Source organism: Agrobacterium sp. rho-13.3 (assembly GCF_033957765.2).
Taxonomy (GTDB): domain Bacteria; phylum Pseudomonadota; class Alphaproteobacteria; order Rhizobiales; family Rhizobiaceae; genus Agrobacterium.
Genome location: NZ_CP192777.1, coordinates 100,118 through 113,179, shown reverse-complemented (window position 1 = coordinate 113,179; position 13,062 = coordinate 100,118). Strand labels below are relative to the sequence as shown.

General features: G+C 58.7%; 15 protein-coding genes. 12 read left to right on the top strand and 3 right to left on the bottom strand.

Annotated features, from left to right (window positions below):
• The first annotated feature begins 51 nt into the window (after positions 1-51).
• From RMR16_RS26005 to traR, 9 genes are all read left to right on the top strand, one after another.
• On the top strand, positions 52-1,161 hold the full coding sequence (locus tag RMR16_RS26005) for an NAD(P)/FAD-dependent oxidoreductase (RefSeq protein WP_265615114.1): 1,110 nt from the start codon (positions 52-54) through the stop codon (positions 1,159-1,161).
• On the top strand, positions 1,142-1,441 hold the full coding sequence (locus RMR16_RS26000; protein WP_265615113.1) for a (2Fe-2S)-binding protein: 300 nt from the start codon (positions 1,142-1,144) through the stop codon (positions 1,439-1,441). The genes RMR16_RS26005 and RMR16_RS26000 overlap by 20 nt, the downstream gene beginning before the upstream one ends.
• Entirely contained in the window at positions 1,438-2,817 is a 1,380-nt protein-coding gene (locus tag RMR16_RS25995) for an FAD-dependent oxidoreductase (RefSeq protein WP_320188843.1), read from the top strand. The genes RMR16_RS26000 and RMR16_RS25995 overlap by 4 nt, the downstream gene beginning before the upstream one ends.
• On the top strand, positions 2,814-3,935 hold the full coding sequence (locus RMR16_RS25990) for an NAD(P)/FAD-dependent oxidoreductase (protein ID WP_320188842.1): 1,122 nt from the start codon (positions 2,814-2,816) through the stop codon (positions 3,933-3,935). The genes RMR16_RS25995 and RMR16_RS25990 overlap by 4 nt, the downstream gene beginning before the upstream one ends.
• The gene (locus tag RMR16_RS25985; RefSeq protein WP_320187988.1) at positions 3,932-4,873 is read left to right on the top strand and encodes an ABC transporter permease; all 942 of its coding nucleotides are present in this window, start codon (positions 3,932-3,934) and stop codon (positions 4,871-4,873) included. Before RMR16_RS25990 ends, RMR16_RS25985 begins: the two co-directional genes overlap by 4 nt.
• Positions 4,870-5,748: an ABC transporter permease gene (locus tag RMR16_RS25980; RefSeq protein WP_265615109.1), complete on the top strand. Its 879-nt coding sequence runs from the start codon at positions 4,870-4,872 to the stop codon at positions 5,746-5,748. The genes RMR16_RS25985 and RMR16_RS25980 overlap by 4 nt, the downstream gene beginning before the upstream one ends.
• Positions 5,745-7,607, top strand: coding sequence for an ABC transporter ATP-binding protein (locus RMR16_RS25975; RefSeq protein ID WP_320187987.1), 1,863 nt, complete (start codon positions 5,745-5,747; stop codon positions 7,605-7,607). Before RMR16_RS25980 ends, RMR16_RS25975 begins: the two co-directional genes overlap by 4 nt.
• A gap of 105 nt (positions 7,608-7,712) precedes the next feature.
• On the top strand, positions 7,713-8,807 hold the full coding sequence (locus RMR16_RS25970) for an NAD/NADP octopine/nopaline dehydrogenase family protein (protein ID WP_320188017.1): 1,095 nt from the start codon (positions 7,713-7,715) through the stop codon (positions 8,805-8,807).
• Between the two features lie 205 nt (positions 8,808-9,012).
• On the top strand, positions 9,013-9,717 hold the full coding sequence (gene traR, locus RMR16_RS25965; protein ID WP_320187986.1) for an autoinducer-binding transcriptional regulator TraR: 705 nt from the start codon (positions 9,013-9,015) through the stop codon (positions 9,715-9,717).
• Between the two features lie 23 nt (positions 9,718-9,740).
• Here the strand turns inward: traR and RMR16_RS25960 are convergent, their stop codons facing one another.
• Entirely contained in the window at positions 9,741-10,049 is a 309-nt protein-coding gene (locus RMR16_RS25960) for a transcriptional repressor TraM (protein WP_320187985.1), read from the bottom strand.
• Between the two features lie 378 nt (positions 10,050-10,427).
• Here RMR16_RS25960 and RMR16_RS25955 point away from each other — a divergent pair, with 378 nt between their 5' ends.
• From RMR16_RS25955 to RMR16_RS25945, 3 genes are read left to right on the top strand one after another with little or no spacing between them, the layout of a single operon-like run.
• A complete protein-coding gene (locus RMR16_RS25955) occupies positions 10,428-10,598 on the top strand; it encodes a hypothetical protein (protein WP_320188841.1) in 171 nt (56 codons plus the stop codon).
• A gap of 55 nt (positions 10,599-10,653) precedes the next feature.
• Entirely contained in the window at positions 10,654-10,908 is a 255-nt protein-coding gene (locus RMR16_RS25950) for an antitoxin (RefSeq protein ID WP_320187984.1), read from the top strand.
• Positions 10,905-11,228 (top strand): type II toxin-antitoxin system RelE/ParE family toxin, encoded by a 324-nt coding sequence (locus tag RMR16_RS25945; RefSeq protein ID WP_320187983.1) that lies wholly within the window; start codon positions 10,905-10,907, stop codon positions 11,226-11,228. The genes RMR16_RS25950 and RMR16_RS25945 overlap by 4 nt, the downstream gene beginning before the upstream one ends.
• A 15-nt stretch (positions 11,229-11,243) precedes the next feature.
• Here RMR16_RS25945 and RMR16_RS25940 read toward each other — a convergent pair whose 3' ends face one another.
• Positions 11,244-11,876 (bottom strand): TraH family protein, encoded by a 633-nt coding sequence (locus RMR16_RS25940; protein ID WP_320188840.1) that lies wholly within the window; start codon positions 11,874-11,876, stop codon positions 11,244-11,246.
• Positions 11,877-11,889: 13 nt separating this feature from the next.
• Entirely contained in the window at positions 11,890-13,059 is a 1,170-nt protein-coding gene (locus tag RMR16_RS25935; protein WP_320201340.1) for a conjugal transfer protein TraB, read from the bottom strand.
• Positions 13,060-13,062: the final 3 nt, after the last annotated feature.

The window sequence follows — 13,062 nt, the reverse complement described above, 5'->3', positions numbered from 1 at the left end:
TGACTTTCTATCCTTGTTTCCTAATCTCGACAATAACGAATGGAGATAAAGGTGGACGCAGAAGTTATCGTTATTGGGGGAGCCGTCGTAGGTGCCGCGCTTGCCTATGGATTTGCCAAACAGGGACGCCGAGTGGTTGTCCTTGACGGGGAAGACCAGGACATGCGCGCAGCACGGGCCAATTTTGGGCTGGTCTGGGTTCAGGGAAAGGGATCGAACGCCCCAGCTTACCATCAACTGAGCCGGCAAAGTGCAGACCTTTGGCCAGTCTTTCTTCGCGAGCTCACCGAAATGATCGAGATGCGAGTCGATTATTCTCGCCCCGGCGGCATGACTTATTGTTTGAGCGACGCTGAATATGAAGCTCGCGAGGCGCTGAACAAGCGGACACACAACTACGTGCCGCAGAACGACACGCGGATGGTCGATCGCCGCGAACTCGAACGAATGATGCCGACAGTCGCCTTCGGTCCAGAGGTCGTTGGAGCCAGCTTTTGCGAGGCCGACGGCCATGTGAACCCTTTACAGCTTCTCGCCGCTCTCCAGCGAGGTATCGCGGCTGCGGGTGGAAAGATTATTTTTCGTAACACAGTCTCATCGATCAAACCGGGCGCGAATGGTTTCACCGTGACGGCAGCGCTTGGCACCTACACGGCGCCACGCGTCGTGGTTGCCGCCGGACTGGCAACGCCCTCTCTGACGGACCCTCTCGGCTTCAAGATCCCCTTGAGATCAGAGCGCGGTCAGCTTCTCGTCACCGAACGGCTTGAACCCTTCCTGCCTTATCCCGGGAGTGGACTGAGACAAACGGCAGACGGCACCGTCATGATCGGCGCGACGAAGGAAGATGCGGCCGATCGCGGTGTGACGGTTGCTTCCGCGACAAAACTGGCCCTTCGTGCGACGAGAATAATTCCAGCGCTGGCATCGGCGCGTCTGGTCCGCCAATGGAGCGGCTTTCGCGTCATGCCACCCGACGGTTCACCAATCTATGCCGAATCCGCGGACTACCCCGGCCTCCTTGCGGCGGCTTGTCATTCCGGCGTGACGTTAGCAGCGGCTCACGCCGCGATTGTGGCACCTGCGATGCTTGAGGGAAGGCTGTCGACAGACCTTCCCGCTTTTTCAAATGGAAGATTCGATGTTCAAAAGTGTGCTTGAGCGGCCAGGCAAGCCGTCTGATATGACGGTGCTCGTCAATGGTGTGGAGACGCCCGCCTGGGATGGCGAGACCGTCGCCAGCGTGCTGTTACGCGTCCCGAACGCGGGGCGCAGGTCTCCCGTCAGCGGGAAGCCGAGGCTTCCTTATTGTCAGATGGGGGTATGCTTCGAGTGTCTGGCGATCGTGGACGGCATCTCGTCCACGCAGGGCTGTCTGGTTCCCGTTCGTCCGGGGATGCAAATTGAAAGCCAGCGCGGCCCACGGGAGATTTCGCGATGAGCTACGATGTCGCAATCGTCGGGGCAGGCCCGGCCGGTATGAGTGCCGCGATACGTCTGCGCGAGCTCGGCGCTTCCGTGGTTGTCATTGATGAACAACCCTCACCGGGGGGCCAGATTTTCCGAGGGGTCGAGCGGAATGTCTCAAGTCCGCTTTTTCCCGCGCTTGGCACGGATTATAAAAAAGGACAGGCGCTCACGGCCGCCTTCCGCTCCTCTGGAGCTGAATACTTCGCGTTGACACAGGTCTGGCAGATCGAGGACAGCTGGAATCTGTTTCTGACGTCGGAGGGCAAAGCACGGCGTATCACCGCTCGCGCGGTATTGCTTGCCAACGGCGCGCAGGAACGGCCGGTACCATTCGCAGGCTGGACGCTGCCGGGCGTGATGACGGTCGGAGCCGCCCAAATCCTTCTTAAGTCCGGTGGGATGTTGCCCGAAGGCAAGGTCTGGATTGCCGGAGCGGGGCCATTACCGCTTCTTTATGCGACCCAGCTCCTCAGCCTCGGCGGACGAATTGCCGGCTATCTCGATACCTCGGCATCGCCGAGATTGTCGGCGCTGAGCCGGTTGCCCCGAGCCTGGCGTGATTTCGGCAGTTTGCTCAAGGGACTGCGCTGGCTTCGCGACGTGAAACGCAGCGGCATGATGGTGCGAGGTTTCTCGGACCTGCGGGCGGAGGGCGACCAGCGTCTCGAACATCTCACATGGGAGACAGGGGGAAAACGTCATCGCGTCGAAGCCGACGTGCTGCTGGTTCACGAGGGCGTCGTGCCGCGTATCCATGAGACGCTGGCGCTGGACTGTGCACATCAATGGAATGACGAGCAAGGATATCTGGCGGCGAAGCTCGACCGATGGGGAGAAACCAGCCGTGAAGGTCTTTTCGTTGCAGGTGACGCGGGCGGTATAGGCGGCTGGCTGGCCGCGACCATATCCGGAGAGATTGCGGCGCTCGGCATTGCCGGCCGGCTTGGAATCTCGTCCGAGACCGACAAGCTTCGCCAGCGGGCGCATCTCGATCAACGTCGTGACAGGGCCATCGCATTGCGGCCGTTCCTCGATGCTGTGTATCCGCCTCCGCGAAACCGCCTCGCCGATGAGGTTGTGGCGTGTCGGTGCGAAGAAATCACCGTCGGCGCCATCCGCGCTGCCGCCCGCAACAGCCCTGCCGATCCGAGCGCGGTCAAGGCTGCGACACGCTGCGGAATGGGCCCCTGCCAGGGACGCCAGTGTGGCTACACGGTTCAGGCGCTGCTGGCGGAGGTCCATGACCTTCCGATCGGAGACGTGAATTTCTTCCATATCCGTCCGCCGCTCAAGCCGATCACTCTTGGCGAAATCGCTTCGCTGGAAAACGCGGAGGGCGCGACATGAATGCCGACGTTCTGATCATAGGAGGCGGCCTTCACGGCCTTTCAGCTGCTCTGCAAGCAGCACGTCGAGGTGTATCTGTGCAACTCGTCGAGCGGCATTTCCTCGGACGCCATGCTTCTGGGGCAACTGCCGCCGGCGTGCGCGCACTCGGGCGAGATATGGCGGAACTGCCTCTCAGCCTCGAGGCAACTGAAAACTGGCATAACATGAAAGATCTCGTCGGCGACGACTGCGGTTTCGTCGCCTGCGGCCAGTTGCAGGTTGCCGAAGACGAACATGCGCTGAGCAAGATCGAGATGCGCGTCAAGCGGCTTCAGGCCATGGGCCATGTCCATGAGCAGCTTGTGGATCCCCACGAGATGCGAAGCCTCCTGCCTGGTATATCTGCCCATTGCCTGGGCGGGGCATGGGTGTCGAGCGACGGGTCGGCAGACCCGCATCGAACCATCCGGGCCTTTCGGGATGCGGCCATCGAGGCCGGCGTGAAGATCACCGAAGAATGCCTCGTGACCGCCTTGGCTCGATCCGCAACGGGTTGGCGTGTCCAGACCACGCGTGGGATATTCGAGGTCAAACTCGTCGTCAATGCGGCAGGCGCCTGGGCAGACCATGTTTCGGCTCTCGCGGGAGATTCCCTACAGCACGCGATCCGCACCTCGATGATGATCGTGACCGAACGCACCGCCCCCAAGATCAAACCCGTCGTCGGCTCGTTCGGCAAGAAGCTTTCATTGAAACAGACATCCCAGGGAACGCTTCTCATCGGTGGAGGGTCGCAAGGCAAGCTTGCCGCGGACAGGCAATCAGCAACTGTTGACGTCGTCGCGCTGGCGGCATCGGTTCAAGCGGCGGTCCGGGTGTTCCCCGAACTGCAGGGAGTACGGATCGTCAGGACCTGGGTGGGTATGGAGGCAATGACTTCCGACCACCGTCCGGTCATCGGATTTTCGCAAAAAATCGAGGGCCTGATCCATGTCTTCGGCTTTTCCGGACATGGGTTTCAGCTTGTACCGTCCGTTGGGCGGGTTGTCGCCGACCTGATCTGTCAGGGTCATACAAACCACAATCTGGACGCCTTCTGCGCAAGCCGCGTCTCCATCGAAAGGGTTGCCGCATGATAGGCTATGCGATCCGAAGACTCCTCCTCGCGATCCCGACATTGATTGCGATGCTCACCATGGTTTTTGTTCTGGTGCGCCTGGTGCCCGGCGACGCCGCCGTTGCCATGCTCGGTGACCGTGCCAGCGGCGCCGCTCTCCAGGCGTTGCGAACACAGCTCGGCCTCGACCAGCCCATCGGTGTTCAATACCTGCACTTCATCTCGGACATGCTGACCGGAAAATTCGGCACGTCGATGGTGAGCGGCCGCACGGTGCTTGAAGAGGTGGCGCTGGTCCTGCCCTATACACTCGAACTCGCCGCAGCCGCGATGATCATCGGGACGTTGCTCGGAGTACCACTAGGAGTGATAGCTGCCGTTCGCCGCGATCAATGGCCGGACTATCTCAGCCGCATCCTGTCGCTCGTTGGCTTGTCCTTCCCGGGGTTCGTCTCCGCGATCCTGATGCTCCTGGCTTTCGCGGTTTGGCTACAGTGGCTGCCGGTGATGAGCCGCGCTACCAGCGACCCGGTCGATCATCTTCGTAACCTCTTGCTTCCCGCGCTGAACCTCGGGCTGATCATGACGGCTTACATCGCACGAGTCACCCGCTCCTCCATGTTGGACGTCATGGGCGAAGACTATATCCGCACCGCCCGCGCCAAGGGTGTCCGCACACGAAACCTCATTCTCCGGCACGCCCTTGGCAACGCCCTCATTCCGATCGTAACGGTTGTAGGTCTGTATTTCGGCACCCTGATAGGCAATTCGGTTCTGACCGAGATCGTCTTCACCCGCCCCGGCCTTGGCAAGCTCATCCTGGGCGCGCTGCAGTCTCGTGACTACACGATGCTCCAGGGACTGATGGTCGTTTTTGCAACCTTCGTCATCATCGTGAATACGATCACCGATCTCATTTACGCCCTCGTGGATCCCAGAGTGAGTCTTGCCCAATGACCGACGTCACTGTTTCTCAAGCCGCGCCCGAGCGGCAACCAAACCCGGTCCTGAAGGCATTCCGTCGAAACCGCTTTTCGTGGATCGGCATTGGCCTTCTGACCTTGATTATTTTGCTCGCCGTTTTCGCGCCGCTTATCGCGCCATACGATCCCTTGAAGCAGAATATTCTTCATCGACTGACCCCGCCGTCCGCGGAGTTCTGGCTCGGAACCGACAGCTACGGCCGGGATGTCCTTTCCCGCCTTCTTTACGGAGCGCGTATCTCGCTATCCATCGGATTCCTTTCCGTCATGATTGCCATGGTGGTCGGATCTGCCCTTGGGATTCTGGCGGGCTATATCGGCGGGATATTCGATCAGATTGTGATGGGTATCGTCGACGTGATGCTGTCGTTTCCCACCCTTCTGCTAGGTTTGATGGTCGCCGCGATGCTCGGTGCCAGCTTCGAAAATCTCATTATCGCGATCGCCATCACGGAGACTGCTCCGTTCGCTCGTGTCGCGCGGGCGCCGACAATTGCCATGAAACGACGGGACTTTGTCGAGGCGGGCCGGTCGCTCGGCTTTTCGCCGCTCCGGATTATGGGCGTTCATATCCTCCCGAACATCCTGTCGGACATTGTGGTCGTCGCGTCGCTCTGGATGGCCTCCGCCATTCGAACGGAGGCGTCGCTGGCCTTCATCGGCCTTGGCGTCCTTCCGCCGACCGCTACATGGGGCGGCATGATCCGCGAGGGTTTCGAAAACATCCTGAGCGGATGGTGGCTCGTGGTGTTTCCTTCGCTTGCCATTCTCCTGACCGTACTCGCCCTCAACATACTTGGTGACGCGCTCCGTGACGCGATCGATCCGAAAACAAGGAGCGCGCAATGACCTTTGCAATTGCAGAAACCGTCACTGGCCGAACACCGCCATCCTTGGCCCCGATTCTCTCTGTCCAGGACCTCACAACCTCGTTCAAGGTCGAAAATGGCTGGAAGGATGTCATTCGGAATATCTCGTTCGATATCGCACCGCGCGAGACAGTCGCGATCGTCGGAGAGTCCGGATCCGGCAAATCCGTCACTTCGCTTTCCATCATGAGGCTTCTGGCGGCACGATCGAGCCGAGTAGAAGGAAAGGTCATGCTTTCCGGAAGGAATCTCCTCTCGCTTCCGGAAGAGGAGATGCGTCAGGTCCGCGGCAACGAAATCTCTATGATCTTTCAGGAGCCGATGACCTCGCTCAACCCGATCATCCCGATCGGCAAGCAGATCGCGGAGGCGCTCACTGTCCATAAGGCAATTTCCACGGCTGAAGCGAAGGGCGAAGTCCTGAGATTGCTCGAGAAGGTTCGGATTCCCAACGCCAAGGGCCGGTACGACGAATACCCGCATCAGTTCTCGGGGGGCATGCGTCAGCGCGTTATGATCGCCATGGCGCTGGCCTCTAAACCCAAGCTGCTGATCGCCGACGAGCCTACCACGGCGTTGGATGTGACCATCCAAGGCCAGATTCTTGATCTCATCAAAACCTTGCAGGAAGAGGAAGGGACGTCGGTCCTCTTCATCACCCACGATATGGGTGTCGTTGCGGAAGTGGCGGACAGAACGATCGTCATGTTCCGCGGAGACGCCGTGGAAACGGGACCGACTGGCGACATCTTCCATCGAGGAAAACATCCTTACACGCGTGCGCTGCTTTCGGCTGTACCGCGGCTTGGCTCTATGGCGGACCGGAAGCTGCCGTTGAGGTTCCCGATCGTCGACAACAAGACTGGAGAAGAGCAGCCGCTCGCTGAGGTGAACGATACTGTCGCCCGGCACAAGGCGCCGATCCTCGATGTCAAAGACCTGACTATGCGATTCAATATCCGCTCTGGCCTCTTCAGCCGAAAAGCAGGTGCGGTGCACGCGGTAGAGAAGGTCTCCTTCAACCTCTTCCAGGGTGAAACCCTTTCGTTGGTCGGAGAATCGGGGTGTGGCAAATCGACGACCGGTCGATCAATCACACGTCTGGTGACGCCGACCGGCGGAAACGTCGTCATTGATGGTCACGACGTCATGAAGCTCGATCATGCCTCGCTTCGCAAAATGCGTCGCTCGATACAGATGGTGTTTCAGGATCCGTACGCCTCGCTCAATCCGCGACTGAGCATCGACAGCGCTCTCGTGGAGCCATTCATTCAGCATCGGCTGGGAACGGCCTCGCAAGCCCGCGACAAGGCCGCCGCACTGATGGAAAAAGTTGGGCTGTCGCCCGACATGATGCGGCGCTTTCCCCACGAGTTTTCTGGCGGCCAGCGTCAGCGCATCGCCATTGCCCGCGCGCTCATGCTGGATCCCAAAATCATCGTTGCCGACGAGGCGGTTTCCGCGCTCGACGTGTCCATCAAAGCGCAGGTTTGTAACCTGTTGCTTGACCTGCAACAGAGCCTCAACCTCGCCTTCCTGTTCATCTCCCACGATATGGCGGTCGTCGAGCGTGTGAGTCATCGCGTGGCGGTCATGTATCTGGGCGAGATCGTCGAAATCGGCCCGCGCGCGGCCGTATTTGAAAATCCGCAGCATCCTTACACCAGAAAGCTTATGGCGGCGGTGCCTGTCCCGGATCCTGCCCGACGCAGGATCCGGCGGGGCATCGCAGGTGACGAGCTAAAGAGCCCAGTTCGACCGATCGGGTATGAGCCGCCTCCAAGGCAATATCGTGAAGTGTCGGAAGGGCATTTGGTCAGGATCGATGAGACGAACTGATATGACCTGCCCATCGAAGGGTGCGTCAACACCATGAAATCCGAGACACAGACCGACCACGGGATATCGTGGTCGGTCTGTGGTCAGAAAGGTCTTTTTTATCCAATGAAGGTATCAATCGCCGGGGCAGGCGCAATCGCCATGGGGTATGCCGCGTTTCTGCAGCAGCGTGGCCATGAGGTCACTGTTTGGTCTCCCTCGGGCCAAAGGACGAAAGCGCTTGCCGAAGGTGCCCCGTTGAAAGTCACCGGTGCGATCACCGGAGAATTTCGCCCGAATGTTTGCCGTGATGCTAAAGAATTGGCTGAGAGCGACGTCATTGTCCTGGCCCTACCTGCTTACGGCCATCGCTTCGTTCTCGACAGCGTGATCCCTCACCTTGAGCAACGACATACGGTCATAATCAGTGCACACCTCTCGTTCTCGGCTCTTTATCTTTCGAAGAAAATGGCAGAGCGCGGAATTGTGATCCCCGTAATTGTTTGGAACACGACCGTTCTGACATCCAAAGCCCAATCTCCGACCGAAATAAAGGTTGGGGCTATTCGTAACAAAGTCGACATCTCGACAGTCCCCGCATCGCTTGCTTCCCCCTCCCAAAAGACATGTGTGGAGCTGTTCGGCGATCGCTTTGTCGTCAAGGACGACATCCTCACGATCGTTCTGAGCAACATCAACCCTGAAAGTCATCTTGCAACGGCTCTTTGCAATCTCACCCGCATAGAGCGAGGTGAGCCCTGGGGGCAGCGCACAAATGTGACTCCAACGGTCGGCAGGCTTGTCGAAGCTCTCGATCGGGAACGCCTGATGATTGCAGAAGCGTTCGGAAAACCAGTCCCGTCCATCCTGGACCATTTTTCGAAGTCCTTCGGTCTCGCTGCGGGAAGCGTTGCGGAAATTTCCGCCATTCTTGTAGAGCGCGGCAATGATCCAATGGGACCGAAAGATATCGACACTCGGTATGTGCTTGAAGACGTTCCGTTCGGTCTCATTCCTGCGCTTAAACTTGCAGAAATGGCTAATGTCGACGCACCTTTGCACAAAAGCGGCGTCGAAATTCTGAGTGCCTGCTATGGCCGGAACTTTATTGACGACAACGACCTGCTCGGCGAGCTCGATCTCAGGGACGCCGAAGCGATGCAAGATCTGATTGTGAAAGGCTACGAGCCGTTGACGCATACCAGCGGTAGAGAACCCTGAACGCCGACCCCGAAAGCAAGATCGATCCCGAACGGGTGCCTCGGTTTCCGCGATTGGCGGACCACGAGAGACCGAAACCCGAGCGCCCAGCTATAATTGGTGAGCCTGAAACCGATGACTAGAGTTCCACAACCTTTGAGGTCGATTGACTGTCGGTGATTATAGCAAAGGGCGAGATACCGACAACGCTCAAAGGAGATAGAGAATGCAGCACTGGCTGGACAAGCTGACCGATCTCGCCGCAATCGAGGGCGACGAATGCATCCTGAAGACTGGGCTCTCCGACTTCGCCGAGCATTTCGGCTTCTCAGGTTATGCCTATCTCCATGTCCAGCACAGGCATATCACTGCGGTGAGCAATTATCATCTTGAGTGGCAGTCGGTCTATTTCGACAAGAAGTTCGACGCGCTCGACCCGGTGATCAAACGCGCAAGATCCAAGAAACACGTCTTCGCCTGGTCCGGTGAGCGGGAAAGGCCGACCCTATCGAAGGAGGAACGCTCCTTCTACGCCCATGCGGCCGATTTTGGCATCCGCTCCGGCATCACTATTCCGATCAAGACTGCCAACGGCTCGATGTCGATGTTCACCCTGGCATCGGAAAAGCCGGCCGTCGATCTCGATCGGGAGATAGATGCAGTTGCAGCAGCGGCGACTGTCGGCCAGATCCATGCCCGCATTTCATTCCTTCGCACCACGCCCAGTGCCGAGGATGCCGTATGGCTCGATCCCAAGGAAGCGACCTATCTGAGATGGATCGCCGTCGGCAAGACGATGGAAGAAATCGCCGACGTGGAAGGGATCAAATACAACAGCGTCCGCGTCAAGCTTCGCGAAGCCATGAAGCGCTTCGACGTTAGGAGCAAGGCTCATCTAACCGCGCTCGCAATCCGAAGAAAACTGATCTGAACCCTTGGCGATTTCTAACCAGCTCAGTTCACAACGATTTTCGGAATAAATCCGAGAATGCTGATTAGCGTGCTTACGGCGCTCATCTGCGCATGCATCTCGATGCTCGCTTCGATGTAGCGGATATGCTGAGGACCGCCAGCTTCTTTTCCCGTTTTGTAGGCTTCAGGAAGCGCCTGAAACAGTTCGTCAGCTTTCTCCACCAAATGCCGGTGCGTCCGGATAGCATCAATCGTGATGGTTTCCAACTCCGCCGGAGGTAGTCCGCGCGTCAGCCCGACCAGCGGGCGAAGCTCAACCTTTTTCGTCAATGTTGCATCTTTCGATTCCATTCGTGACCTAACCCTGGTTTTGTCCGCGGTGCGCCCCCGCTGACGTTGAACCCTGTGAACCCTTGCCCGGGGGTTAGAATCCGAGATGAATCGGCCCTGCGACCTTTAGCCGGAGCCTGGACATACGTCACAGGCCCCCGGACACAAGGTCAGAGGGTTCCTGGCGCCATTCCGGTCAGCGCCAACCGTTCATCTGCGGATTCTAAGCCGCAATGCAGCACGTACTGCATGCCCCTCTTATAAGAAAAATTTCAGAACGACGCCAGTGAGGATCGAAATCGCCGTGGTGCAAATCTTCACGTGCGATCTTCTGCTAAAGGCATCCTAGACCATGCCACGCTCTTATGGGACAAACCTGTTCCATCCTTAGGACAAGAGATGGACATTCCTTCTCATCTGAACTGGACATTGACTGCGGTTGAAGAAACACACCATTTCGCCGGGCTCTACTGCCGCATACACAGTCTTGCCGCCGCAGCGCCGGCTGGTGAAACGCGGGCGGGCGTGAATTATCGCGATGGCCCAAGGCAAACGTTCAACGCTAAGTGACCGGGACCAACATTTGTGCTAATGTGGGTTTGTGACAATATCAGGAGCTTGTTGTATGAGCCGACTGACAATCGATATTACCGACCAGCAGCATCAAGATCTGAAGGCAACTGCCGCTTTACAGGGAAAAACGATCAAGCAATATGCGCTCGAACGCCTGTTTCCCGGGGACGCGGATGGTGAAGTGGCATGGCAGCAGTTGAAATCGCTGCTGAGCGATCGCATCGGTGAAAGTCTGGCGGGAAAAGTGTCCACCCGTAGCGTAAGCGAGGTTCTTGACGAGGAACTGGCTAAGGATAGCCGCGGTTGACCACAACCTATGTTCTGGCGAATGGCGCGGAAACCGACATGCGCGAAATTATCCGATACACGCGCAAGCAGTGGAGCGATGCGCAGGTGCGCCGCTATATTACCAAGCTAGAGCAAGGTTTTGTCGCACTTGCCTCGGGACAACCACCTTTCAGGGACGTGGGCGTGCTTTACCCCACGCTACGCATGGCACATTGCGAACACCATTATGTGTTCTGCCTGCCGCGCGACAACGCGCCCGCGCTGATTGTCGGGATTTTCCACGAGCGCATGGACCTGATGACGAGGTTGAGCGAAAGACTGGGTGTGACCACCACATAAAATCCAGGGCCAATCCTATGGTTTGCGAGCGCCAATCCCCGACAGATCGATGCGAATGCCGGCACTGTTCGGATCGGACGGAGCATCGTCCTGTTTTGCTCGTTCGACGTCGTCACCGGCCGGAGCCTCAATGCTGGCCGGCTCAGTTCCGTCCTTTTTCACAGGCCCTGGATCGGCAAGTTTCATCTTACCGGGATCCTCCGCCCGAAACACCGCCGTTCCCTCGAAATATCCCGTCTGCCAGGCGATGATCGCATCGTCGAACACTTGCGGTAGAACATCTTTCTCGGTCGGGTTACCATACCACTTGGTGACGATCCGATAGACCTTCGCGAAAAGCGCCGTGCCCATGCGAATGTCCTCGCAAGCATCGACCAGGTCCGGCTTCATCTGGCCCGCCTCCACGATGCCGAGCCCGGCGGGATATTGTGTGATCCCGACGCGAACGGTATTGCGACCGACGTTGTTTCTGATAAGCACCAACGCCTCCTCCGCTGTCTTCGGCCTGGGCACCAGTATGACGCGGTTTCCGGAGCGGACCGTGACCGCGAGCGGGTCCGATGCCCCTGCTTGTTTGATGAACTTTTCGACAATCGCCGGCTTCAGGCCGGGATCGCTGCATTCCTTGATGAGGGCGGCATCGACCATCGCAAACAATTCCTTATCTGTTGAAAGCCGTGACGACGGGCAGTCCGAACAGCTTCGCCCAAGCGATCACGCTCGCGTTCTGAATGGCGACGATCGACGTTCCCGCGGTCCACCATCCGTTGCCCGGGGCAACGAGCGCGGTCGGGGAATGCAGCATCGACTGCAGGACCGGCCAAAGGAGGAGCTGTTCGTAGCAGATCAGCGCGGCGAGCTTCTGGCCGTCGCTTTCCACAACTGGATTACCGAAGAGGTTGGCGCGGGCTCCACCGCCCTGCCCGGTCCATGCCCGCCATGGCTGCCACATGGACACCGGGACCGGCATGCGTTGGCGATAGAGAATTCGTGCTTCGTCAGCCGAAATTGCCACCAAGACATTGTCGTAGCCGCCCGGATCGATGACATCAGCGCCGGCGATCACAGTGAGTGCCGAGCCTCGCAAGCCTTGGCTCCAGAGCTTTGCCAAGGTCGGCGTCCAGAAGCCCAGTGCACTTTCGGGAAGAACGATGAACCGGGTTTTCTCTCCCACATCCGTTAGCACCGTTGCGATCAGGTCACGGTGATAGTCTAGCGAGCCGTCTCGTCCGAGGCGCTCGCCCTGTTCGAGGTCGACGCCCTTCCATCCCTCGGGTATATCAGGTGATGTCCATGTAGCGGCGGACCAGAGCCACAATCCTCCCAGGACGATGGCGGTTGCTGGCCAATATCGCGATGTCATCATCGCGAGGCCGGCTGTCATCGCGACCAGCCCCCACCATCCCCATCCCGGAAAGAGCACACCAGTAGCGGTGAGCGGATGTGCCCAGCCGGTGATGCCGAAGGGCGGCAGTCCCATGAGCATCACCGCCGCCAGATAGCGCGCCGCCATTGCCATTCCCGTTCGACCTTCTCCCGGAGACTTGCCTTCCGGTCGCCCCTTCCAGAGCACCGCATGCACGCCGGCGAAGGAGAGTGAAGCAGCTGTCCAGAGCAGAAGTCCAGGCCAGAGATCGGCGCCATAGAAGTTGGCGACGCCCTGCGGCAGCCCACGCGAGGCAGCCAGAAAATATCCGGCCGACACGAGCACCGCCATCAGCCGCGACGGCGACATCGCCCAGAGCGTCGGGAACAACACAGCGACAGGAAGGGCCAGCACATGACCGCTCCAGGCAGTCCAGCCGCAAGCGACGGATACCGCAATGAGCAGGCA

Bases quoted from the DNA above. Each gene is read 5' to 3' on its own strand.
- RMR16_RS25985 (WP_320187988.1), top strand. From the start codon at position 3,932: ATGATAGGCTATGCGATCCGAAGACTCCTCCTCGCGATCCCGACATTG.
- RMR16_RS25975 (WP_320187987.1), top strand. From the start codon at position 5,745: ATGACCTTTGCAATTGCAGAAACCGTCACTGGCCGAACACCGCCATCC.
- RMR16_RS25990 (WP_320188842.1), top strand. From the start codon at position 2,814: ATGAATGCCGACGTTCTGATCATAGGAGGCGGCCTTCACGGCCTTTCA.
- RMR16_RS26000 (WP_265615113.1), top strand. From the start codon at position 1,142: ATGTTCAAAAGTGTGCTTGAGCGGCCAGGCAAGCCGTCTGATATGACG.
- RMR16_RS25950 (WP_320187984.1), top strand. From the start codon at position 10,654: ATGAGCCGACTGACAATCGATATTACCGACCAGCAGCATCAAGATCTG.
- RMR16_RS25970 (WP_320188017.1), top strand. From the start codon at position 7,713: ATGAAGGTATCAATCGCCGGGGCAGGCGCAATCGCCATGGGGTATGCC.
- RMR16_RS25955 (WP_320188841.1), top strand. From the start codon at position 10,428: ATGGACATTCCTTCTCATCTGAACTGGACATTGACTGCGGTTGAAGAA.
- RMR16_RS25940 (WP_320188840.1), bottom strand. From the start codon at position 11,876: ATGGTCGATGCCGCCCTCATCAAGGAATGCAGCGATCCCGGCCTGAAG.
- RMR16_RS25995 (WP_320188843.1), top strand. From the start codon at position 1,438: ATGAGCTACGATGTCGCAATCGTCGGGGCAGGCCCGGCCGGTATGAGT.
- traR (WP_320187986.1), top strand. From the start codon at position 9,013: ATGCAGCACTGGCTGGACAAGCTGACCGATCTCGCCGCAATCGAGGGC.
- RMR16_RS25960 (WP_320187985.1), bottom strand. From the start codon at position 10,049: ATGGAATCGAAAGATGCAACATTGACGAAAAAGGTTGAGCTTCGCCCG.
- RMR16_RS25980 (WP_265615109.1), top strand. From the start codon at position 4,870: ATGACCGACGTCACTGTTTCTCAAGCCGCGCCCGAGCGGCAACCAAAC.